Origin of the sequence: Citrobacter sp. MGH105 (assembly GCF_001037485.2) — a bacterium.
Classification (GTDB): domain Bacteria; phylum Pseudomonadota; class Gammaproteobacteria; order Enterobacterales; family Enterobacteriaceae; genus Citrobacter; species Citrobacter portucalensis.
Window position 1 is genome coordinate 1,170,343 of record NZ_CP073048.1, and the last position, 22,093, is coordinate 1,192,435.

At 53.5% G+C, this 22,093-nt stretch carries 25 protein-coding genes; 6 read left to right on the top strand and 19 right to left on the bottom strand.

Annotated features, from left to right (window positions below; translation table 11 throughout):
• Positions 1–30: 30 nt before the first annotated feature.
• From nrdF to SK35_RS05565, 5 genes are all read right to left on the bottom strand, one after another.
• Positions 31–990, bottom strand: a complete 960-nt coding sequence (nrdF, locus tag SK35_RS05545; RefSeq protein ID WP_048215699.1) for a class 1b ribonucleoside-diphosphate reductase subunit beta — start codon at positions 988–990, stop codon at positions 31–33.
• Positions 991–1,000: 10 nt separating this feature from the next.
• Positions 1,001–3,145 (bottom strand): class 1b ribonucleoside-diphosphate reductase subunit alpha, encoded by a 2,145-nt coding sequence (nrdE, locus tag SK35_RS05550; RefSeq protein WP_048215700.1) that lies wholly within the window; start codon positions 3,143–3,145, stop codon positions 1,001–1,003.
• Positions 3,118–3,528, bottom strand: coding sequence for a class Ib ribonucleoside-diphosphate reductase assembly flavoprotein NrdI (gene nrdI, locus SK35_RS05555; RefSeq protein ID WP_048215701.1), 411 nt, complete (start codon positions 3,526–3,528; stop codon positions 3,118–3,120). The genes nrdE and nrdI overlap by 28 nt, the downstream gene beginning before the upstream one ends.
• Complete coding sequence (nrdH, locus tag SK35_RS05560) at positions 3,525–3,770, bottom strand: glutaredoxin-like protein NrdH (protein ID WP_032944700.1); 246 nt, start codon at positions 3,768–3,770, stop codon at positions 3,525–3,527. The genes nrdI and nrdH overlap by 4 nt, the downstream gene beginning before the upstream one ends.
• Positions 3,771–4,051: 281 nt before the next feature.
• The gene (locus tag SK35_RS05565; protein WP_003825991.1) at positions 4,052–4,483 is read right to left on the bottom strand and encodes a carboxymuconolactone decarboxylase family protein; all 432 of its coding nucleotides are present in this window, start codon (positions 4,481–4,483) and stop codon (positions 4,052–4,054) included.
• Positions 4,484–4,573: 90 nt separating this feature from the next.
• On the opposite strand from SK35_RS05565, the gene pdxR reads away from it, so the two are divergent.
• Both pdxR and SK35_RS05575 read left to right on the top strand, forming a co-directional pair.
• Positions 4,574–5,908, top strand: a complete 1,335-nt coding sequence (gene pdxR / locus SK35_RS05570; protein ID WP_048215702.1) for a MocR-like pyridoxine biosynthesis transcription factor PdxR — start codon at positions 4,574–4,576, stop codon at positions 5,906–5,908.
• A gap of 123 nt (positions 5,909–6,031) precedes the next feature.
• Complete coding sequence (locus tag SK35_RS05575; protein ID WP_003037262.1) at positions 6,032–6,382, top strand: DUF2002 family protein; 351 nt, start codon at positions 6,032–6,034, stop codon at positions 6,380–6,382.
• A 36-nt stretch (positions 6,383–6,418) separates the two neighbouring features.
• On the opposite strand, the gene alaE is transcribed toward SK35_RS05575, so the two are convergent.
• Entirely contained in the window at positions 6,419–6,868 is a 450-nt protein-coding gene (alaE, locus tag SK35_RS05580; RefSeq protein WP_003037259.1) for an L-alanine exporter AlaE, read from the bottom strand.
• A 557-nt stretch (positions 6,869–7,425) separates the two neighbouring features.
• On the opposite strand from alaE, the gene stpA reads away from it, so the two are divergent.
• Positions 7,426–7,827 carry a DNA-binding protein StpA gene (stpA, locus tag SK35_RS05585; protein WP_008785604.1) on the top strand — a complete coding sequence of 134 codons (402 nt, stop codon included), beginning with the start codon at positions 7,426–7,428 and terminating at the stop codon, positions 7,825–7,827.
• A 35-nt stretch (positions 7,828–7,862) separates the two neighbouring features.
• On the opposite strand, the gene SK35_RS05590 is transcribed toward stpA, so the two are convergent.
• From SK35_RS05590 to SK35_RS05600, 3 genes are all read right to left on the bottom strand, one after another.
• The gene (locus tag SK35_RS05590; protein ID WP_003825999.1) at positions 7,863–8,042 is read right to left on the bottom strand and encodes a hypothetical protein; all 180 of its coding nucleotides are present in this window, start codon (positions 8,040–8,042) and stop codon (positions 7,863–7,865) included.
• 90 nt (positions 8,043–8,132) lie between these two features.
• Positions 8,133–8,660, bottom strand: coding sequence for a rhodanese family protein (locus SK35_RS05595; protein WP_048215703.1), 528 nt, complete (start codon positions 8,658–8,660; stop codon positions 8,133–8,135).
• Positions 8,661–8,669: 9 nt separating this feature from the next.
• On the bottom strand, positions 8,670–8,969 hold the full coding sequence (locus tag SK35_RS05600; RefSeq protein ID WP_003037247.1) for an ArsR/SmtB family transcription factor: 300 nt from the start codon (positions 8,967–8,969) through the stop codon (positions 8,670–8,672).
• A gap of 183 nt (positions 8,970–9,152) precedes the next feature.
• On the opposite strand from SK35_RS05600, the gene SK35_RS05605 reads away from it, so the two are divergent.
• Positions 9,153–9,311, top strand: a complete 159-nt coding sequence (locus tag SK35_RS05605) for a YqaE/Pmp3 family membrane protein (RefSeq protein ID WP_003037242.1) — start codon at positions 9,153–9,155, stop codon at positions 9,309–9,311.
• A gap of 95 nt (positions 9,312–9,406) precedes the next feature.
• A complete protein-coding gene (gene lysM, locus SK35_RS05610) occupies positions 9,407–9,856 on the top strand; it encodes a peptidoglycan-binding protein LysM (protein WP_048215704.1) in 450 nt (149 codons plus the stop codon).
• A gap of 12 nt (positions 9,857–9,868) precedes the next feature.
• Here lysM and csiR read toward each other — a convergent pair whose 3' ends face one another.
• The 7 genes from csiR to SK35_RS05645 all read right to left on the bottom strand — a co-directional run bounded on the left by csiR (position 9,869) and on the right by SK35_RS05645 (position 18,044).
• Positions 9,869–10,555 carry a DNA-binding transcriptional regulator CsiR gene (csiR, locus tag SK35_RS05615; protein WP_020996289.1) on the bottom strand — a complete coding sequence of 229 codons (687 nt, stop codon included), beginning with the start codon at positions 10,553–10,555 and terminating at the stop codon, positions 9,869–9,871.
• 45 nt (positions 10,556–10,600) lie between these two features.
• Positions 10,601–12,001 carry a GABA permease gene (gabP, locus tag SK35_RS05620; protein ID WP_032944690.1) on the bottom strand — a complete coding sequence of 467 codons (1,401 nt, stop codon included), beginning with the start codon at positions 11,999–12,001 and terminating at the stop codon, positions 10,601–10,603.
• A gap of 147 nt (positions 12,002–12,148) precedes the next feature.
• Positions 12,149–13,432, bottom strand: a complete 1,284-nt coding sequence (gabT, locus tag SK35_RS05625; RefSeq protein ID WP_048215705.1) for a 4-aminobutyrate--2-oxoglutarate transaminase — start codon at positions 13,430–13,432, stop codon at positions 12,149–12,151.
• A 25-nt stretch (positions 13,433–13,457) separates the two neighbouring features.
• Positions 13,458–14,906: an NADP-dependent succinate-semialdehyde dehydrogenase gene (gene gabD / locus SK35_RS05630; RefSeq protein WP_032944689.1), complete on the bottom strand. Its 1,449-nt coding sequence runs from the start codon at positions 14,904–14,906 to the stop codon at positions 13,458–13,460.
• Positions 14,907–14,929: 23 nt separating this feature from the next.
• A complete protein-coding gene (lhgO, locus tag SK35_RS05635; protein ID WP_048215706.1) occupies positions 14,930–16,198 on the bottom strand; it encodes an L-2-hydroxyglutarate oxidase in 1,269 nt (422 codons plus the stop codon).
• Between the two features lie 17 nt (positions 16,199–16,215).
• Entirely contained in the window at positions 16,216–17,193 is a 978-nt protein-coding gene (glaH, locus tag SK35_RS05640) for a glutarate dioxygenase GlaH (protein WP_048215707.1), read from the bottom strand.
• Between the two features lie 248 nt (positions 17,194–17,441).
• Positions 17,442–18,044, bottom strand: a complete 603-nt coding sequence (locus SK35_RS05645; protein WP_048215708.1) for a short chain dehydrogenase — start codon at positions 18,042–18,044, stop codon at positions 17,442–17,444.
• A 98-nt stretch (positions 18,045–18,142) separates the two neighbouring features.
• Here SK35_RS05645 and SK35_RS05650 point away from each other — a divergent pair, with 98 nt between their 5' ends.
• Positions 18,143–19,039, top strand: a complete 897-nt coding sequence (locus SK35_RS05650) for a LysR family transcriptional regulator (RefSeq protein ID WP_048215709.1) — start codon at positions 18,143–18,145, stop codon at positions 19,037–19,039.
• Between the two features lie 91 nt (positions 19,040–19,130).
• Here SK35_RS05650 and SK35_RS05655 read toward each other — a convergent pair whose 3' ends face one another.
• Genes SK35_RS05655 through SK35_RS05665 form a run of 3 tightly spaced genes read right to left on the bottom strand, consistent with a single transcriptional unit; the run spans position 19,131 to position 22,082 of the window.
• Positions 19,131–20,645 (bottom strand): tripartite tricarboxylate transporter permease, encoded by a 1,515-nt coding sequence (locus SK35_RS05655; RefSeq protein WP_003846009.1) that lies wholly within the window; start codon positions 20,643–20,645, stop codon positions 19,131–19,133.
• 10 nt (positions 20,646–20,655) lie between these two features.
• Positions 20,656–21,090: a tripartite tricarboxylate transporter TctB family protein gene (locus tag SK35_RS05660; RefSeq protein ID WP_008321484.1), complete on the bottom strand. Its 435-nt coding sequence runs from the start codon at positions 21,088–21,090 to the stop codon at positions 20,656–20,658.
• Between the two features lie 14 nt (positions 21,091–21,104).
• Positions 21,105–22,082 carry a Bug family tripartite tricarboxylate transporter substrate binding protein gene (locus tag SK35_RS05665; protein WP_048215710.1) on the bottom strand — a complete coding sequence of 326 codons (978 nt, stop codon included), beginning with the start codon at positions 22,080–22,082 and terminating at the stop codon, positions 21,105–21,107.
• Positions 22,083–22,093 lie beyond the last annotated feature (11 nt).

A 22,093-nucleotide genomic window follows, 5' to 3' on the forward strand; every position in this document is an offset into this window, starting at 1 on the left:
AATGTACGGTATTTCCCGCGAAAATGAGCGCTAGAAATTCCAGTCGTCATCTTCGGTTTCGACCGCTTTTCCCATCACATAAGATGAGCCGGAGCCCGAGAAGAAATCGTGGTTTTCATCAGCGTTGGGCGACAGTGCGGCAAGGATTGCCGGGTTAACTTCCGCCATTTCAGGCGGAAATAGCGCCTCATATCCCAAATTCATTAATGCCTTATTGGCGTTGTAACAAAGGAAGGCTTTGACGTCATCCACCCAGCCGGTTTCTGCATACAACTCTTCCGTATAACGCGCTTCGTTATCATACAATTCCATCAGCAGGTCAAAGGCAAAATTCTTTAACTCCTCGCGTGCGGATTCGGAAATATGCTCCAGACCTTTTTGATATTTATAACCAATGTAATACCCATGAACCGCTTCATCACGAATGATCAGACGAATGAGATCGGCGGTATTGGTCAGTTTACCGCGGCTGGAGAAATACATCGGTAACCAGAAGCCAGAATAGAAGAGGAAGGATTCCAGAAACACGCTGGCTATTTTTTTCTTCAACGGTTCGTCGCTGGCGTAATGTGTCAAAACGATCTGCGCTTTGCGCTGGAGTGGGGTATTTTCTTCACTCCAGGCGTAGGCTGCATCCACGTCTTTGGTCTGGCAAAGGGTGGAGAATATTGAGCTGTATGAACGGGCGTGCACCGCCTCCATAAAGCTGATATTCGACAGCACCGCCTCTTCATGCGGCGTTAACGAATCAGCCATTAACGCTGGCGCTCCGGCAACATTCTGAATGGTGTCGAGCAGCGTCAGCCCGGTAAAAACGCGGATTGTTAACTGCTGTTCGGCGGCGTTCAAAGTTTGCCAGGCCGGAATGTCATTGGAGAGCGGGACCTTTTCCGGGAGCCAGAAGTTACTGGTCAGACGGTTCCATACCTCAAGATCTTTATCATCCTCAATCTTGTTCCAGTTGATGGCGCTCACGCGGGATAATGTCATTTTCTCCTCCTTACAGCGCGCATGACACGCAGCCTTCGATTTCGGTGCCTTCCAGCGCCAGCTGGCGTAGTCGGATGTAGTACAGGGATTTGATGCCCTTACGCCAGGCGTAAATCTGCGCTTTATTGATATCGCGCGTGGTGGCGGTATCGGGGAAAAAGAGCGTCAGTGAAAGCCCCTGATCGACATGGCGAGTAGCTTCTGCGTAGGTATCAATGATTTTTTGTGGGCCGATCTCGTAGGCATCCTGATACAAGGCCAGATTCTCATTGGTCATAAATGGGGCAGGGTAGTAAACGCGCCCGGTTTTGCCCTCTTTGCGAATCTCCACTTTCGACACGATCGGGTGAATGCTTGACGTGGCATGATTGATGTAGGAGATAGAACCGGTGGGGGGAACCGCCTGTAAATTCTGGTTATAAATGCCGTAGTGCATCACATCTTCACGCAGCTGTGACCACATCTCGCGCGTCGGCAGCGTAATGCCGCTGGCGGCAAACAGGACGCGAACCTTGTCGGTTTTTGGCTGCCAGTCGCCCTGCAGATACTGCTTAAAATACTCACCGCTGGCGTAGCGCGACTGTTTGAATCCGGCAAAGGTTTGGCCGCGCTCGCGGGCGATCTTCATTGACGTATTCAGAGCATGCCAGGTGATGGTATAGAAATAGAGATTGGTAAAATCCAGCCCTTCCGGTGAACCGTAGGCGATCCCTTCCCGCGCCAGATACCCGTGCAGATTCATCTGCCCAAGACCAATTGCGTGCGATGCGTTGTTCCCGGCCTCAATCGAGGGCACGCTGCGGATATGGCTCATGTCCGAAACGGCGGTTAAGCCACGAACCGCCGTTTCCACGGTACGACCAAAGTCGGGTGAATCCATAGTATGGGCAATGTTCAACGAGCCGAGATTGCAGCAAATATCGTGCCCGGTCTGCGCGTAATTGAGATTTTCATCGTAGGTGGAGGCACTGTTAACCTGCAAAATCTCCGAGCACAGGTTGCTCATATTGATCCGACCGGCAATTGGATTGGCGCGATTCACCGTATCTTCAAACATGATATAAGGATAGCCAGACTCAAACTGGATCTCGGCCAGCCGCTGGAAGAAATCGCGGGCGTTAATGAATTTTTTGCGCACACGTTCGTCGGCAAGCAGTTCGTCATAGCGTTCACTGACGGCGATATCGCCGAACGCTTTGCCGTAAATGCGTTCCACGTCATAGGGTGAGAACAGCGCCATGTCGGCATTCTCTTTGGCCAGCTTAAAGGTGATATCCGGGATCACCACGCCAAGCGACAGGGTTTTGATGCGGATTTTCTCGTCGGCGTTTTCACGTTTGGTATCCAGAAAACGTAAAATATCCGGATGGTGTGCGTGCAGGTACACTGCGCCCGCACCCTGACGCGCGCCGAGTTGATTGGCATAAGAAAACGCATCTTCCAGCATTTTCATTACCGGGATTACGCCGGAGGACTGATTCTCAATGCGTTTAATCGGCGCACCTGCTTCGCGCAGGTTGGAGAGCAAAAATGCCACGCCGCCACCGCGTTTGGAGAGCTGAAGAGCGGAGTTGACCGCCCGACCAATAGACTCCATGTTGTCTTCAATGCGTAACAGGAAGCAGGAGACCAGCTCACCGCGTTGCTGTTTGCCGCAGTTTAAAAAGGTTGGTGTGGCGGGCTGAAAGCGCCCGGAGAGCATTTCATCGGTCAGCTGCATCGCGAGCGTTTCATCTCCCTGCGCCAGCGTGAGCGCCACCATCGTGACCCGATCCTCAAAGTCTTCGAGATAGCGCTTACCGTCGAACGTTTTCAGCGTATAGCTGGTGTAGAACTTCCATGCGCCGAGGAACGTCTGGAAACGGAATCCGCTGGCGTGGGCGTGGTCGAATAGCTTCAGCACGAACCCGCGATCGTAGCGGGCTAACACGCTGGCATCGTAATAGCCTTCATCCACCAACGTTTCCAGGCGCTCCTGCTGGCTGGCAAACGCCACCGAGTTTGGGCGGACGTGGGCGGCAAAGAAAGCCTCCACCGCCTGATGGTCTTTGTCGAACTGAATGCGCCCGGCTTTATCGTACAGATTTAGCATGGCGTTCAGGGCGTGATAATCCAGCGTTGGCTGCATTACACGTTCTGCGGTTGTCGTTGCCAAAATTCGCTCACTCCTTTTCGAACGTTGTCGATATCGCCTTGGGTGCCCATCAGCTCAAAGCGATAGAGCCACGGCACGCCGCATTTTTGTGAGATGACATCACCCGCGCGACCGTAGGCGTCACCGAAATTACGATTGCCGGAGGCGATCACCCCACGGATTAACGCCCGGTTGTGCGTATCGTTTAAAAAGCGGATCACCTGTCTTGGGACCGCGCCAGCAGTGCCGCCACCGCCGTAGGATGGCACGATTAATATGTAAGGTTCGTCTACCCGGATCCGCTCGCGTTCGTTAAGCGGAATGCGGATGGCTGGCAGCCCCAGACGCTGCATAAAGCGGTGCGTATTTTCGGAGCTGCTGGAGAAGTAGACGAGCTGACTCATGCGCTGGCCACACGGTGTTCCGGATGCAGACGGTTGATCATGTCCGGGCGAAACCCTGACCAACTGGTTTCACCCGCGACCACGACCGGTAGCTGGCGAAACCCTTGATCGCGCAGGCTATCAGCCAAATCGGGTTGTAAATCGACGTTTACCATCTCAAAGTCAAAACCACGGCTTTCCATTGCCCGTTTGGTGGCGTGGCACTGAACACAGTTATTGCGAGTGTAAATAATAATGCTCATGATTCGTATTTCCATTTAAAAATAAAGGATCGGCGCGATAGAGGGCGTCGGGTTGTGTGTGTCCTGATAGGAAAGATACTAGATGTAGTTTTAAAAAGATTCAACCATACAAGATATGGGAATTTTAGATTGATAATGAGCAAGGTGATGAGCGTGGCGGGGGAAGGCTAACGGGTGGTTATAAATTGCCCGATGGCGCTAAGCTTATCGGGCCTACGGGCAACAGGAGAGCACAACGTAGGCCGGATAAGGCATTTATGCCGCCATCCGGCAGCGCAAAATCACATGCGCATCCCCACCGCCAGACGGTTAAAGCAGTTCATCAGACTAATGGCAAATGTCAGGTCGCTAATTTCTTTCGCGCTGAAATGGTCTAGCAGCGGCAGATAAACGTCATCTTCGGCGTGAGTAGTGGCAATCTGGGTGACCGATTCGGCCCACGCCAGCGCCGCACGTTCCTGTTCGCTGAAATGGTGACTCACCCGCCAGCCTGCCAGTGCGTCCAGTTTGGCCTGCGCAACACCGGATTTGCGCAGTGCTTTACTGTGCATTTCCAGACAAAAGGCGCAGCCGTTGATTTGCGAGACCCGCAGGTAAATCAGTTCCGTCAACGTAGGTTCCAGCGCGCAGTTTTCCAGCGCTTGGCTTGCCTGAACCAGAGCGTTATAGATTTCGGGACTGAGTTCGTAATAGGGCTGGCGTAACATTGTCATGGTATTTCTCCTCGTTTGGATGACCCGCAATGTAGCACTATAATGGACTGCAACAGAGAGCCATATTGTTGCCAAAAAAGCAGACCATAAATGCCACGTTATCAGCAAATCGCCCGTCAGTTAAAAAACGCAATTGAGAAAGGTGAACTCAAGCCCGGTACCAGATTGCCCTCCAGCAGGACCTGGGCCCAGGAGCTGGGAGTATCACGCTCGACGGTGGAAAATGCCTATGCCGAGCTGGTGGCGCAGGGCTGGCTCGCGCGGCGTGGACAGGCAGGGACGTTTGTCAGTGAGCAACTGCGACCAGAAAGGGCGCCTGCATCGCCTGCCATCTTCGCCGGAGAAAATCCCAGACCGCAACCTTTTCAGATGGGATTACCCGCACTCGATCTTTTTCCGCGTGAAGTCTGGGCACGGGTGATGGGACGGCGTTTACGCACCCAAACGCGTTTTGATCTGGCGGTGGGCGATGTATGTGGCGAACGGGTGTTACGCCAGGCAATTGTTGATTATCTGCGCGTTTCACGCAGCATTGAATGCCAGCCAGAGCAGATTTTTATCACTTCAGGCTATGCGGCATCAATGACGTTAATCCTGCGCGCTCTGGCGCATCCCGGTGAGGGAATGTGGGTCGAAGATCCCGGTTTTCCGCTGATCCGGCCCGTGGTGGCTCAGGAACGCATTGAGTTGATGCCGGTAGTGGTGGATGCCGATGGTCTGGATGTCAGCGCCGGGATCCGCGACTACCCGCAGGCGCGTTTTGTACTGCTCACTCCCGCTCATCAAAGCCCTCTGGGGGTAGCACTGTCTTTGGACCGTCGCCACCAGTTGCTGGAGTGGGCGACTCGTGCGCAGGCGTGGGTAATCGAAGATGACTATGACAGTGAATTTCGTTACCACGGTAAGCCGTTGCCGCCGCTAAAAAGTCTGGATGCGCCTCAGCGGGTGATTTATGCCGGAACGTTCAGCAAATCGATGTTTCCGGCTTTGCGTACGGCATGGCTGGTGGTGCCTCTGACCCAGGTTGAACGCTTTCGCCAACAAGCGGCGCTAACGGCCTGTAGCGTCCCGGTTCTATGGCAGCAAACGCTGGCGGATTTCATGCGAGACGGCCACTTCTGGCGACACTTAAAACGTATGCGACAGCATTATGCCGAACGACGACAATGGATGGAAAACGCCCTGACCGAACAAGGATTTAGCGTCATTCCTCAGGAAGGTGGGATTCAACTGGTGATGAGTGTAGACGGAGATGATACTGCGCTGGTGCGCAAAGCGAATCAGGCCGGGTTAGCGGTTCAGGCGCTAAGCCGCTGGCGAATAACGTCAGAAGGAAAGGGGGGAATATTGCTGTCATTTACTAATATCAGCTCGGCGGAAATGGCGCAACAGGCGGCCTACCAACTGAGGTTGGCGCTGACATAAATCTGTACGTTACTTAAGATATTCGTCTCATCGTGTTCACTCGTTTATGGACTTTTCTGAAAGCGTTGCTAATGCTGAATCAGGTAAGGTAAGCCCGCAGTAAAAGATAACGAGGAAAATAATATGTATTTACGACCTGATGAGGTGGCGCGCGTACTTGAAAAAGTGGGCTTTACCGTTGATGTAGTGACGCAGAAAACGTACGGCTATCGGCGTGGCGAAAATTATGTGTATGTTAATCGTGAAGCTCGCATGGGGCGTACCGCATTAATTATCCATCCCACGTTGAAAGAGCGTAGCTCTTCGCTGGCGGAACCGGCAACGGATATTAAAACTTGCGATCATTACCAGCAATTCCCGCTGTATTTAGCCGGAGAGACTCATGAGCATTATGGTATTCCGCACGGCTTTAGCTCGCGTATTGCGCTTGAACGTTATCTGAGCGGGCTGTTTGGCGACGTTAATTCTAACTAATAACGCGACTGGCAGTGCCAGTCGCGAAGAAGCGTGTCAGGCTTTAGCCTGATGATAGCTGCTGACCTTAAACAAGCGGCGGCAATAATCAAGAAAGTAGCCATAGACAGCGCCCATCAGCATTGACACCACGATGTTCGAACTTACTGCAGCCGTAATCTGATGCCAGTCTGCGCCAACCGTCAGTAGAATAATCACATACACCGGCGACTGGAAGGTGACATAAGCCAGCACATCCGCCAGATTTTTTGCCCATCCTGCCTGCGTGGCTTTACGGGCCGCGCGCATGAACAAATCACGATACATGCCGTATGGCCACGCGATCAGTATGTTGACAGGGATAGCGACTAATCTGGAATACAGCGACTGTTCGAAGCTCATTCCAGAAAGGAATATTTCGATCAACATGTTCACGACAGAACAATAAACAACCATCGCGAACGTGTCTGCTACTGCATGACGCAAGCGTGACTGCGGAGAGAACATGTTAATGCTCCTTGTAAAAAGGGGAAAAAAGGTTTTGAATACCTTAACTGCTAGTGATTTGTCTTGCTGCTTTTGCGTTTTAATAGGATATCTGCCTGGATAATAACTAGCAACTAGCTTAAAATTTTTATTTATTGTCTTTTTGTCGATAAAATGCTCTGCAATGGTTTGTTTTTTGTTCGTTTTGGTGTTTTCGTTGCTGTGTTAATTAAAGTCTTTTTAGATCAAAGAGTTATTGTTGCTTGTTTTTCTGAATTTTTTGCGCTCCTTTTCTGAATGTTGACTGATGTGCAATAGGTATACTCGTTGGTTCCACGAGATACTGTGGCTTGTTTCTTAAGTGACGCGCTGAGATACCTTGCAGGTATATTCAAAGCTGCAATCAGGGTAATAGAATATATTTTCTGGGCGATAGCAGAATGGATGCTATAAATATCAGAGTTGGCTATTTGTTTAATGATAAACGAATAAATTAGACTGGAATTATAATAATCAGTTGCATACAATATTTAGCGTAATACCATTTTTATGTTTTACGTTAAAGAGGTTTTGTTAATATGAGTTCAATGTTAAAAAACTTAAATAATATCCGCTCGCTGCGTGCAATGGCGCGTGAATTTTCCGTTGATGTACTGGAAGATATGCTTGAAAAATTCAGGGTAGTGACCAAAGAACGACGCGATGAAGAAGAACAGCTACAGCGCCAACGGGCAGAACAGCAGGCAAAAATTAATGCCTTGCTGGCACAGATGCAGGCAGACGGGATCAGCCCGGAGGAGCTGCTGAGCATAACACCTGCGACGGCACGTTCAGTTAAAAAACGCCAACCGCGCCCGGCGAAATATCGTTTTATCGATCTCAATGGTGAAACGAAAACATGGACCGGACAAGGTCGCACACCGAAGCCAATTGCCCAGGCGCTGGCGGCCGGCAAATCTCTTGATGACTTTTTGATCTAATTGCGAAGGCGGTGAGGAGATCTCACCGCTTATTTTCAGCAAACTCCGAAATCACCCTCTTCGGTATATCGCGTGACATCAGCTGCTTTCAGCGTGAATTTATCACCGCTTTCATTACTGGCTTGTACCGCCACAATTTGATCGTCATTGACTTCAACAACCTTCAGTTTTGGACCGCCCATACGCGGTTGAACCAGATCGCCAGGTTTAAACATATTGTTGTGCTCCTTTATTTATCATTTATCGCAGAACTCACCATAGATCACGTCAACCGGCGGGTACAGTGCTGTTTCAATGATTACCGCTTAATGAGTACGTCGGTTCCAGGGCATGATGTCCAGTAATCGCGCCATACCGCAAAAGCCAGTTACACCAGCGAGTATCAGCCCGGCGCCCACAAAACCGCTCAGCAGGAAGAAGGCGCTACTAACGCTATAGCCCAGAATAACGCCGAGTAGGGCAAGGCTGCCTGCGGCTATCTGCACCTGACGCATCAGCGGTAACGGTTGTGAACTGTCTTTCGCCACCGGCAACCCTGCGGCTTTCCAGCCGTCAATTCCACCTTCCAGCAACCAGACCTGCGCGGGTGCGGCGATGGCGCTTAGTTTTGTTGCTGTATTTTGTGTACGTTTGCCTGACTGGCAGTGAAAAATCACCTGCTCGGCGCGTAAATTCGCAGGCAGCGATCCCTGCTCAAGCGCGGGTAATGGCGCCAGATGTGCCTCAGGAATATGCTCGTGCAGATACTCGTCAGCATCGCGGATATCAATCAGTTTTGCACCCTGCGCGACCAGTGTCTGCGCCTCGTGTGGGGAAATCGTCCCAATAGTCATGATGGCTCCTTATGGGCAATACAGTGTTTTTAATGTGGCGATCAGCGAATTCACGGCCGCATTTTTAATGGAGTAGAGGATGCGCTGGGCATCGCGCTGGCTTTCTATCAGACCTTCTTCACGCATACGCGCCAGATGCTGGGAAGTGGCGGAAGGACTAAGGCCGGTAACACGGGCTAACTCACCCGCGCTGGTACCGGGTGAACCACAGAGCATGCACAAAATCAGCAACCGTTTCGGGTTACTCATCGCTTTGAGCAGGGCGGCAGCCTGTTCAGCGCTGGCCTGGAGTTGTTCAAGTTCAGTCATATGTATTTAAGTGTTGTCTAAATTAAGTATATTCTAAAATAAACGGCCAACGTACGCCAGCGTAAAGAGCGTAAAGGAGGGTAAAACAGCAGGGCGAGACGGGAGGAGTTAGCTACACTGATTAATCTTAGAGATAAAATCTCTTTTTAAACAATGATTAATTTTTGCTTGTAGGGAGTGTGTATGGGTTTCTGGAGAATCGTTTTTACTATTATTCTGCCCCCGCTTGGCGTGCTGCTGGGGAAGGGATTCGGCTGGGCATTTATCCTCAATATCGTTCTGACGCTGCTGGGCTACATTCCTGGTTTGATCCATGCCTTCTGGATACAGACGCGTAATTAATTCCTTTCTACTACGGCGCTTCGGCGCCGTTTTCTTTGTGTCCCTTTCTCCTCTGCTACACTTTTGGGTGTTGATTGTTAATTACCGAGGTGGATATGGGACTCTTCAATTTCGTAAAAGATGCAGGTGAAAAACTGTGGGATGCGGTCACTGGAAACCATGACACAGCCGATCTGGCAAAAAGAGTGCAGGAACACCTGAACAAAACCGGCATCCCTGATGCGGATAAAGTGGACGTGCAAATTAATGAAGGCAAAGCCACTGTTTCTGGTGATGGATTAAGTCAGGAAGCGAAAGAAAAAATTCTGATCGCGATTGGTAATATCTCTGGTATCGCCAGCGTAGATGATCAGGTTAAAACTTCTGCACCCGCGAGCGAAAGCCAGTTTTATACCGTGAAATCAGGGGATACCCTGAGCGCTATTGCCAAACAGGTTTACGGTAATGCCAACCTGTATAACCAGATATTTGAAGCGAATAAACCAATGCTGAAAAGCCCGGATAAAATCTATCCTGGGCAGGTTTTACGTATTCCGGAACAGTAATATTATTCAGGCTTATTGCGTCAGCAATTTACCGCTCATAGCCTGTTGAATAATCGGAATCGGCGTCAGCAAGTGCTGGCGCATTAATTCGCTGGCGCGCGCGGCATCACGTGCCAGAATCGCTTCGGTCAGCGTCTTGTGCTGATCGTGTTTGTCTTCCAGCATTTCAACCGACAGCACCGTTTTACGTAGCCAGATAAACCGGTAGCGCGCCGCCAGAGAGAACAGCCGTTCGCGCATTTGCAGCAGATATTGTGAACCACAGCCAGCGACAATCGCCGAGTGAAATGCCTGATGGCGCTGATCCCACTCGTCGAGCATCTGTTCGCTGGCGTCAATGGCTTCAAGCTTACTGAGCATATGCGCGCGCGCCAGAATTTCAGCTTCCCAGGCGTCGTCGCCGCGTTCAATGGCCAGCGCGACCAGCATGGCTTCCATATTGGCGCGGGCATCGAAAATATCGAGCAACTCCTGCTCTGACATCGGGGCGACACGATACCCTTTCTGATTAACCACTGTCACTAACCGCTCGGCAACTAACTGCGAAAGCGCTTCGCGCAGCGGTCCCACGCCTAGCTCATAGCGGGAGGTTAGCAGACTCATACGCAGTTTTTCATCAGGCTGATACACACCGCGGATGATGTCGTTCTTCAGCCAGCGGTATCCATCAATGGCCGTCGGTTGGGGAATGGCGGTCATGGTCATACTCCTGAAAGGATTTCCCGGCCTGCGCCGGGAACAGGTTTAATGCGTATTTTGCAATGGTGCTTTTTGCCACGATAGCAGTTTTTTCCAGCGTGACATAATGGGCACGGTGCAAATAATTCCTATGGCTAACAACCCGGTAGAGATAACTTCCAGCTGTTGGGCCGGGCGAAACAGCATGACCACCAGCACAAAGATAATAAACGCGATGACCAGCCAGGTAAGCCACGGATAGAGCCACATTTTCAGTTTAATTTCACCGCCTCGCGCCAGCAGGATTTTGCGCATCCGCAGTTGAGAAACGGCAATGACCAGATACACCAGCAGCGCGATGGCACCGGAGCTGTCGATCAGGAATTTAAACACCTTGGCCGGGGCGTAATAGTTGACGATGACGGTGAGGAACGCAGCACCTGTCGACAGTAATACCGCCACATAAGGTGTTTTGCTGCGGTTCGTTTTACCCATAAAGGCGGGGGCATCGCCACGGCGGCTCAGGGAGTAGAGCATACGCGATGACGTATACAGCGCGGAGTTAAGACAGCTGGTCACCGACAGCAAAATGACGCAGTCCATGATCAATTTCGCGTGCGGGATATGCAGTAGCTCCAGCACCGAGCGGTAAGAACCGACTTCTTTCAGGCCCGGCATGTTCCACGGGATCAGCGCCACCACCACAAAAATAGAGCACAGATAGAAGATAGAGATACGCCAGATAACCGAGTTGGTGGCGCGAACGATATGTTTATCCGGGGTATCGGATTCGGCGGCGGCGATGGTAACTATCTCTGCGCCCATAAAGGAGAACATGGTGATTAACATCGCGCTGATCACGGCGCCAAAACCGTTGGGCATAAAGCCGCCCTGATCCCACAGGCGTGAAACTCCGCTAACCTCGGCATAAGGGTAGAAACCGCTAATCGCCGCCGCACCGAGGGTAATAAACGCCAGAATGGCAACCACTTTGCACAGCGCCAGCCAGAACTCGAACTCACCGTAATTTTTGACGCTCAGCAAATTACTGCCGGTTAACGCCAGCGTGATAACCAGAGAAAACAGCCAGATAGGAATACCTGGTACCCAGGAGTGCAGAATGATGGCGGCGATATTCGCTTCCAGAGGGATAACTAACACCCAGAACCACCAGTACAGCCAGCCGATGGTATAACCTGCCCACGGGCCAATGGCCTTATCGGCGTAAGTGGAAAAAGAACCGGTATCCGGGGTGGCAACGGCCATTTCGGCCAGCATGCGCATAATCATCACCACCAGCAATCCGGCGAACAGATAGGCTAATAATACTGCGGGACCGGCCTCTGCAATCGCCACACTTGAACCGACGAACAGACTTGCGCCGATTACCCCGGCAATAGACAGCATGGTGACGTGGCGTGATTTCAGCCCGCCCCCTAAATCATGTGATTGTGACACTTGCCCCATCTTTAAACCTCGTTATTGTTATTGACGTCGCTTCCTGCACCTTACCCGTAGGCCCGGTAAGCGTAGCGCCACCGGGCATCACAACATTGCCGGATGGCAGCGTTTGCGCTTTATCCGGCCTACAATTTCCCGTTTTTATTCGGGGGTTTAACTCTGCTTTGCCTCGGCAAAACACTGGGCGATAATGTCCAGCCCCTGGCTGATTTGCGCATCTTCAATAGTCAGCGGGACAAGAATGCGCAGCACGTTGTAGTAAGGTCCGCAGGAGAGCAGGATCAGTCCTTTCTCGCGTGCACGCGCCACCACTTCCGCAGTCAGTTTGGCGTCTGGTTTCGTGTGGTCGCCGTTTTCGAACAGTTCGATAGCAATCATCGCGCCCAGCCCGCGTACGTCGCCAATCTCGCGATGGGTTTCCGCGATAGCCAGCAGGCCTTCGCGCAGGGTTTGCCCCAGCTCGTTGGCTTTTTGCAGCAGATTTTCCTGTTCAAAAATGTTCAGTACCGCCAGCGCGGCGGCGCAGGCAATTGGGTTACCGGCATAGGTACCGCCCAGACCGCCCGGTGGGATTGCGTCCATGACTTCGGCGCGTCCGGTCACGCCCGCCAGCGGGAAGCCTCCGGCGATGGATTTGGCGAAGGTGGTGAGATCGGGCGCAACGCCCATCTGCTCCATGGCAAACAGCGTACCGGTACGGCCCGCACCGCTCTGTACTTCATCGGCAATCAGCATGATCCCGTGTTCGTCACAAATGGCGCGCAGCCGTTGCATAAAGGAAGGAGAGGCTGCGTAAAAGCCACCTTCGCCCTGAACGGGTTCAATCACGATGGCGGCGACGTCTTCTGGCGCGGCATCGTTTTTGAAAATGCGGTGAATGCTGGCGATAGCATCATCTTCACTGATGCCGTGCAGAGGGCAAGGATAAAGCGCGCGATAGACGTGACCCGGCATCAGCCCCATTCCGGCGGAGTACGGATTGACTTTCCCGGTCAGTGACAGGGTGTAGTGGGTACGACCGTGGTAAGCGCCGCTAAAGGCGATAGTCCCCGTACGCTTGGTGGCGGCGCGGGCGATTTTCACCGCGTTTTCTACCGCTTCAGAACCGGTGGTCACCAGCAGGGTTTTCTTGGCGAAATCACCCGGCACTTTCTTATTCATGATTTCACACAGCTCCAGGTACGGCTCATAGGCCAGCACCTGGAAACAGGTATGGGACAGCTTTTTCAACTGCGCTTCTACCGCAGAGACGATCTGCGGATGCAGGTGACCGGTGTTCAGTACCGCAATACCGCCAGCAAAGTCGAGGAATTCCCGGCCTTCAACGTCCCAGACCCGACAGTTTTCTGCCCGCTCGGCAAAAATAGGGTGGATCTGTCCTACGCCACGGGGAACGGCGTTGCTGCGACGTTGCATAAGTTCTTTGTTGGTGCTCATCAGGTGTTCTCCAGTATTTGTTTTATTAAAGGCCGATGCACATATATTTGATTTCTAAGTAGTCTTCGATGCCGTATTTCGATCCTTCACGGCCAAGACCGGAGGCTTTTATCCCCCCAAACGGGGCGACTTCGTTGGAGATAATGCCGGTGTTAATCCCGACGATGCCGTACTCCAGCGCTTCGCCAACGCGGAAGACGCGGCTTAAATCACGGGCGTAGAAATAGGCGGCCAGACCAAACTCGGTGTCGTTGGCCTGAGCGATGACGTCAGCTTCGTCTTTAAAACGAAACAGCGGAGCCAGCGGGCCGAAGGTTTCCTCTTTGGCGACCTTCGCGTTATCAGGCACATCTACCAGAATGGTGGGCTGGAAGAAGTTACCGCCGAGCGCATGAGGTTTACCGCCCGCGATAATGCGTGCGCCTTTATCCAGAGCGTCGGCGATGTGTTCCTGCACTTTGGCAACCGCTTTCTCGTCGATCAGCGGTCCGGTGGTGACGTCAGGTTGCAGACCATCGCCGAGATGCAGCTTGCTCACCGCCTGCTGGAGTTTTTCAGCAAAGCGCTCATACACGCCGTCCTGCACGTACAGGCGGTTGGCGCAGACGCAGGTTTGACCAGCGTTACGGAACTTCGATGCCAGCGCGCCTTCCACGGCTTTATCAAGATCGGCATCGTCAAAGACGATAAACGGCGCATTGCCGCCCAGCTCCAGCGATACTTTTTTGATGTCTTTGGCGCACTGCTGCATTAACTGACGGCCGATTTCGGTCGAGCCGGTAAATGACAGCTTGCGTACCAGCGGGTTGCCTGTTAGCTCGTTGCCGACCGCGCTCGCAGAACCAGTCACCACGCTGAAAACGCCAGCCGGGATCCCGGCGCGATTAGCCAGTTCTGCCAGCGCCAGTGCGGAGTAGGGGGTTTGACTGGCGGGTTTAAGCACCATCGTACAGCCTGCTGCCAGCGCCGGACCGGCTTTACGGGTGATCATCGCTGAGGGGAAGTTCCACGGCGTAATCGCGGCGGTAACGCCGATCGGCTGCTTAATGACGATCAGGCGTTTATCAGCCTGATGGCCAGGGATCGTATCGCCATAGATGCGTTTGCCCTCTTCGGCAAACCACTCAATAAATGAGGCTGCATAGGTGATTTCGCCTTTGGCCTCCGCCAGCGGTTTACCCTGTTCCAGGGTCATCAAGCGGGCGAGATCGTCCTGATGCTCAATCATCAGGTTGAACCAGCGGCGCAGGATATTGGCTCGCTCTTTGGCGGTCAGCGCACGCCAAGCCGGCAGGGCGCGGTTAGCGGCGTTAATCGCTTCGCGGGTTTCATCTGCCCCCATTTTAGGTACGCTACCCAATTGCTGACCGTTGGCGGGATTGGTCACCGCGATGGTCTCGCCGCTGTTGGCGTCACGCCAGTTGCCGTCGATCAGTGCCTGCTGGCGAAATAAGGTTGGATCGTTAAGTTGCATGATTGCTTCCTGTCTTAATCGGTTTAACGGGTAAATGCGGCGTGTAATGTCTCCACGCTACGTGCCGCACGCAGCGTGCGTCCGGGGTTACTCTGGTTCTCCAGCAGCGCATGAACTTTGCTGACAATATGTGCGCCGATAGGGATTGCCGACGTTGCTGCCGGAGAAGGGGCGTTACAGGTGTGAATTGAGCGTGGCGTGGTGACAAACAGAAAATCGTCGATAAGCTTGCCATCAGGTGACACCGCCTGTGCCCGTACGCCCGCAGGCCACGGTTGCAGATCCTTAAGCGTCAGGCTCGGGCAGTACTTTTGTACCAGCCGCAGATAACCGCTTTTGCACAGCGAATTCTTCATTTCGCCAAGCCCTGAGCGCAGGTTGTTTTGCAGCACGCGGCGAATACCAGAAGAGCCGAGGATCTCCAGCGTATCGCTGAGCGAGAAGTCACGTTTACGATAGCCTTCACGTTTAAATGCCAGTACCGCGTTGGGGCCGACGGTGACGCTGCCGTCAATCATCCGGGTCAGATGAACGCCGAGAAACGGCATCGCCGGGTCGGGGATGGGGTAGATCAAATGGTTAACTATCTGATTATGTTCTGGCGCCAGGCGGAAATATTCGCCCCGGAACGGACAGATGATAAAGCCAGGTTCAACGCCGAGCATTTTTACCAGTCGGTCCGCCATCAGGCCAGAACAGCTAATCAGAGTCGCGCCTTCATATTCCTGGCCCTGACGGGTACGGACAATCACGCCCGCAGCATGCTCTTTCAGCGCGGTGACCTCGGCGTTGTAAATAATCTCACCGCCTTTGGCCTGGAAAATCTTCGCCATCGCGGCGGTGACTTCGCGATAGCTGACAATCCCGCTCGACGGGACAAAAATGCCGCCCAGTCCGGTGATATTGGGTTCACGCTCGCGAAGTTCCTGCGCATTTAGCCATTCGCGCTCCAGACCGTTAGCGGCGGTGCGATCCCAAAGCGCGCGCATGCGCTCCATTTCCAGAGCGGAGGTGGCAACCAGCATTTTTCCGCAGACGTCGTAGCGGATGCCGTTTTGGTCGCAAAAGGCTTTTGTGGCGCGATTTCCGGCCAGGCAAAATTGTGCCTTCAGGCTGCCGGGGGTGTAATAGACCCCGGCATGAATGACGCCGCTGTTGTGGCCCGTCTGGTGGCAGGCCGGGCCGGACTCTTTTTCCAGTAGCGCGATTCTGGCGTCCGGATAGACATCAATCAGTTGCATGGCGGTCGACATGCCGATAATGCCGCCGCCAATAATCACAAAATCATACATCCGCTTTTCCTTCGCGCTTACTGATGGGTCTGGTAGTGGTTGGTCGCGTACGCAAAATAACCACGCTGGCGCATCAGTTCGCGGCGCAAGTCCGGATGCGAAGTGAAACGATCGCGCCCGTGCAGCCAGAACAGGTTGTTGATCAGCAGGAATTTACCTACTGAAACCGGAACGGAAATAATGTTCTTGCTGGTTTCCAGCGCATCGGACAGGTCGCTCAGCCAGACGCCTTCTTCATAGTCTTTTGGCTGGACGAACTGGTCGATGTAGCGCATTACCGGGCGGCCCTGCTGGTCAACGTCAAATACCGGATGGAACACTTCCTGACTGACGTTTTTGCTTGGCGGTGCGGCAAAGCGCATGGCGCGACGTGCCAGAGGATGGGTAAAGTACTGCTCCAGATGCTCCCAGTCGTCGAGGTGCAGCAGCAGCGAGTTACCGCCGGTCATGTTCTGCTCGTCGATCTTCATCATCAGCACGTAATCGGTGATTTCTTCGAGGTAGGTTCCGTCGTTGTGCAATTCCATCACTCGATGAGGCTGGCGCAGATAGCTGTCTGAGTTATCGACGTTTTTCACCACAAAACGTGCGTAATATTGACCGCTCATCGCATCAAAATTAGAGCGTCCGATGAGGTGCGCTACCGCCGTTGCCAGCTTGACCATCTCTTCCGCCTGCGCCACGTCGTCTACGCCAACGGCATTGATTAGCAGTGCGCCTTCGGCACGATCGAGCAGGGTTTTCAGCAGCAGGGGCTGTAACTGATTGCCGCACAGGTCGTCGAGGATCTTGCCCACTTTGAAGCGCAAGAAGGATTTGTATTCCAGAGCCTGAACCGGCCACTGTGCGACGGCCTGCAGAAATTGCTCAGTGGTCTCAGCAGAAAAAGTCAGCTCCAGCAGGCGTGGGGATTGGGCTGACGGTTTCAGCGTGAAACCGCTGTAGTGCTGGGCTGGATCTTCAGCGTTCGGTTTTACGGCAGTCAGTGCGTTCATCAAATCGTTCCTCTCAGTAGATTGTCAGGGAGATATGGCGCAGCTCGTTTCGTAGCCATAAATTAAAAATATCTACATTTTTGAAAAACGCGCACAGAATGAGCTTGTTTGTTTATTATTTGTGATCAAAAACAACAAATATTTAACATTATGAAGGGTGTGGGTTAATGCGAGGGAAAAGATAAAGTATTTTAAAACAGTGGGTTAATCACGCTGCCGTGGGTGATGTGTCAACGGCAGCGGCAAAGTCAGTAACCGACTTTATAAATACGCCCGGTTTGGATGCCTTCCACACTGCGGCGGTAGGCGTTGGCGACGGTGGTGGCGGGCACGCTTTCAAAGCCCGGGAAGAAACTGTCGTAAGCTTCGGCGGACTCACTCAGCACGGTCGGACTTATCAGGTTAATGCGTTGACCATGGCCCAGTTCACAGGCCGCGGCGCGAACAAACCCTTCCAGCCCGGCATTGATCGTTGCGGCGTTTGTCCCCTGGGCGATGGGCTCGTGGGCGATAATGCCGCTAATTAACGTTATCGATCCGCCATCATTCAGGAAATGCTGCCCGGTTAATGCCAGGCGTATCTGGCCTAATAGTTTATCCTGAAGCCCCTGATTAAAGTCCTGGTCGGTCATTGTCGACAGCGGCCCAAAGAACAGATTACCGGTGGCGGAAACGATCGCATCTACCCGACCGACTTTTTCAAACAAGGCCTTGACACTCTCCTGCGAGGTGATATCGACCTGGTAATCACCCTGAGTGCGACCCACGCGGACCACCTCATGTTTACGGCTCAATGCTTGCGTAACTGCGCGACCCACTGTACCACTGGCACCAATAATGACGATTTTCATAACCACCTCCGCAATAGTGTGAGCCGCTATTCTTTAATGAAAATGAAATCAGATAAACTGGCTAAAAGTTAGATGATTACTAACCAGGGGTTTGTAATATGGATAAACTGCGCGGCATGGAAACGTTTGTCGCCGTGGTAGAGAGTGGGAGCTTTACTTCTGCGGCGACGAGGCTCGAAATGTCTGCGGTGATGGTGGGAAAATATATCACCCAACTGGAAGCGCAGCTCGGCACGCGTTTGCTGGAGCGCAATACGCGCCGCCAGAGTCTGACCGATGCCGGACGCGTCTATTTTGAAGAAGCCCGTCGCGTGCTGGAGCAAGTATCGATAGCCGAACGTTCGGTAGAGCGTCTGCGGCTGGCACCTGCGGGGACGCTGCGCATTAGCGCGCCCACTTCTTTTGGCGCTTGCGTGATCTCGCCGCTGGCCGCTGCGTTTTTACAGACCTGGCCAGAGGTGCGCATTGAACTGGATCTCACCAACCGGATGGTTGATCTGGTGAATGAAGGTGTCGATCTGGCGATCCGCATTGGCGATATCCATCAGACTGACGTGGTGGCGAAATACCTGTGTCCCTACCGTATGGCAATTTGTGCTTCGCCAGATTATCTTGCCCGTCATGGCACCCCCCGGACACCCGTGGATCTGGTGGATCATCTGTGCCTGTCCCATACCGTGTGGACGGCTCGCAACGAGTGGATACTGCCTGGCGTGACGGGGGAGGTCAGATGGAAGCGCGATGCGATCCTGCGCTGTAACGATGGTCATGGCCTGCGTATGGCAGCGGTAGCGGGGGCTGGGCTGTTATTGCAACCTGAGGTGCTGCTGGCGCAAGAACTGGCTACGGGGAAATTGATTCGGATCCTGGAAGGGTTTACGCCGCAGCCGCGGCCAATTCATTTGCTGTGGCGACAGGATTTGCGTCCTTTGCCTAAGCTGACACGGTTTGTTGAACATGTGCTGGAAGGAACGCAGGGGCTGCGCGGAAAATAAAAATGCCGGATGGCGTTGCACTTATCCGGCCTACAACCGAGCCAAATTGTAGGCCGGATAGGGCGCAATAGCGCCGCCATCCGGCATATTATTAACTGATATCCACCTGCGGTTTGCTGTTGCGTTTACGGATCATGCGCAGCACCGGCGGGACCACGATAACCAGTACCGCCATCACCAGCAGCACTTTCGCCACGCCGCTGGCCCAAAGAATATCCATACTGCCGTTACTGATAGACAGCGCCCGGCGCAGGTTCTGCTCCAGCATTTCCCCGAGAACGAAGCCCAGAATCAATGGCGACATTGGGAAGTGCATTTTACGCAGGATGTAGCCCAGCACGCCGAGGGCGACCATCAATACCAAATCGAAGGTGGTGCTGTGAACGGCGTACACGCCAACCGCGGAAACTGCCGCGATAGCCGGTACCAAAAACCAAAGCGGGATGGTCAGCATGCGGGTAAACAGACCGATCAGCGGAATGTTCATCACCAGCAGCATTACGTTAGCAATCAGCAGCGCCGCAATCAGCCCCCAAACGATATCCGGCTGCTCGGTAAACATGGCTGGACCCGGGGTGATGTTGTACAGCGTCAGCGCGCCCATCATCACCGCCGTAGTACCGGAGCCCGGCACGCCGAGCGTCAGCATCGGAATAAAAGAGCCGCAGGCCGAGGCGTTATTGGCGGCTTCTGGCGCCGCTACGCCACGAATATCCCCCTTGCCAAAGCTGTCGCTGTTGCCGCTGAGCTTTTTCTCGGTCATGTAGGTGATGGCACTGGCAATGGTGGCGCCAGCGCCAGGCAGAACGCCGACGAAAAAGCCGATCACTGATGAACGCAGGGTGGCCCCTACGCACTGTGCGCCTTCTTTGGCGTTGAACAACATGCGGCCCGTTTTACGCACCAGCGTCTGGCCACTGCTGGTATGTTCCAGCATTAACAATATTTCAGAGACAGAGAACAGCCCAATTACCACCACGATAAACTGCACACCGTCGGAGAGATGGACACTGTCAAAAGTAAAGCGATAAACCCCGGTGTTGGCGTCTACGCCGACGGTCGCAAGTCCGAGACCGATAAGCGCTGCCAGAAATGATTTCAGCGGATTTTGCGCCATCATGCTGCCGAGACAGGCAATGGCGAAAACCATTAAGGCAAAGTATTCCGCCGGACCGAAGGCCAGCGACCATTGGGCTAGCGCTGGGGCAAACAGAATGATGCCGCCGATGGCGATAAGCGAACCAAAGAAAGAGCTGACCGCCGAGATAGAGAGCGCCACGCCACCGCGCCCTTGCTGCGCCATCGGGTAGCCATCCAGCGCGGTCATAATTGCTGCCGCATCGCCGGGCACGTTCAGCAGGATGGAGGAGATGCGCCCGCCATATTCACAGCCAATGTAGACCGTAGCCAGCAGGATCAGCGCGGATTCTGCGGGCAGATGCAGCGCAAAGGCCAACGGCAGCAGAATCGCCACGCCGTTGATCGGCCCAAGGCCAGGCAACAAACCCACAATGGTGCCAACAAAACAGCCTATCAAGGCGATGACCAGGTTTTCCGGCGTCATTGCCACCGCGAAACCCTGAGAAAGATAAATCCAGGTATCCATCGTTTCTCCGTTAACCCAGCCAGGCGCCGAGTGGTAAGGTGACGTCAAGCAGTCTGTCAAAGGCATACCACAGCAGAATGCCTAGCACCGCGCCGGAAATTCCTGCAGCCGGGATGGTTGCGCCGAACAGCATGCCAATCACCACGGTGAGAATGGCGGTGGCGATGGGAAAACCGAGCCACTCAAAACCCCAGGCGTACATCAACAGAACAATCACCATCGTCAGCAGCTTTTGCAGCACGTGGCGACGGGGCCAACTGATGGTGTCCGGATGGCGCAACAGCAGCGCCACGGCGCAGACCAGCATCAGACTGATAATGCCAAGCGGGAAGGGACGCGGGCCAACCGGCTCATAGCTGTATTCGCTGCTGATTTGCCAGGCTACGAACAGCCCGGCTATGCAGAGCAACAGCCAGATACCTGCGAAAATACGATCGCTCATCATCTTTGCCTCTGCGTTTACTTCGCCAGACCGAAGGCTTTAGCCTGCTCACGATAATCCGTGACCTGCTTTTTCACGTAGTCGTCGAGCTGTTTGCCGCTCATGTTGAACTCAAACAGACCGCGTAGATCGCGCTGCTTTTTAAACTCATCGGTCTGCTGGAGTTTGTTAAAGGCATCAACCCACCACTGGTATTCGGCATCGCTGACTTTTGGTCCAACGTAGAAGCCACGAATGATCGGCCACACCAGGTCGTAACCCTGCTCTTTGGCGGTTGGCACATTGGCTAACTGACCCGGCAGGCGTTCTTCAGAGAACACCGCGAGCACGCGTATTTTGTCGCCGCTGAGGTAAGGCACCATCTCACTGAGATCGCCGGAAACCACCTGGACGTGATTTCCCATCAATGCGGTAACCGGTTCGCCACCGCCTTCAAAGGCCACGTAGCGCATCTTGTGCGGATCGACATTGGCTTTTTGCGCCAGCAGCGCCGACTTCATCCAGTCCTGGCTACCGATAGAGGCACCTGCGCCAATGACCACGCTGTTGGGATCTTTTTCCATTGCTGTCAGCAGATCTTTCAGCGTCTTCCACGGTGAGTCCTGGCGTACGGCAATCATGCCGTAGTCGGTGCCGACACTTGCCAGCCAGCGGACATCATCCACACCGTAGCGGCCAAATTTACCTTGTGACAGATTCAGCAAGGAGCCGCCGGAGAAGGCCACCACGGTGCCCGCTTCTGCCGGGCGTTGGGCAACAATCGCGTTATAGGCCACAGCGCCAACGCCGCCGGGCATGTAGGTTACGCGCATCGGTTTTTCGATAGCGCCGGTTTCCATCAAACTCACCTGAATCAGCTTACAGGTGAGATCGAAACCGCCGCCGGGTTTAGCAGGAGCGATACATTCAGTGCGCGACGGCGCTTGTTCCGCCAGTACAGAGGTACTCATCAATAAAATGCTTGCAGTAAGGGTACGAAATAACTGTTTTTTCATTGTTTATCCTC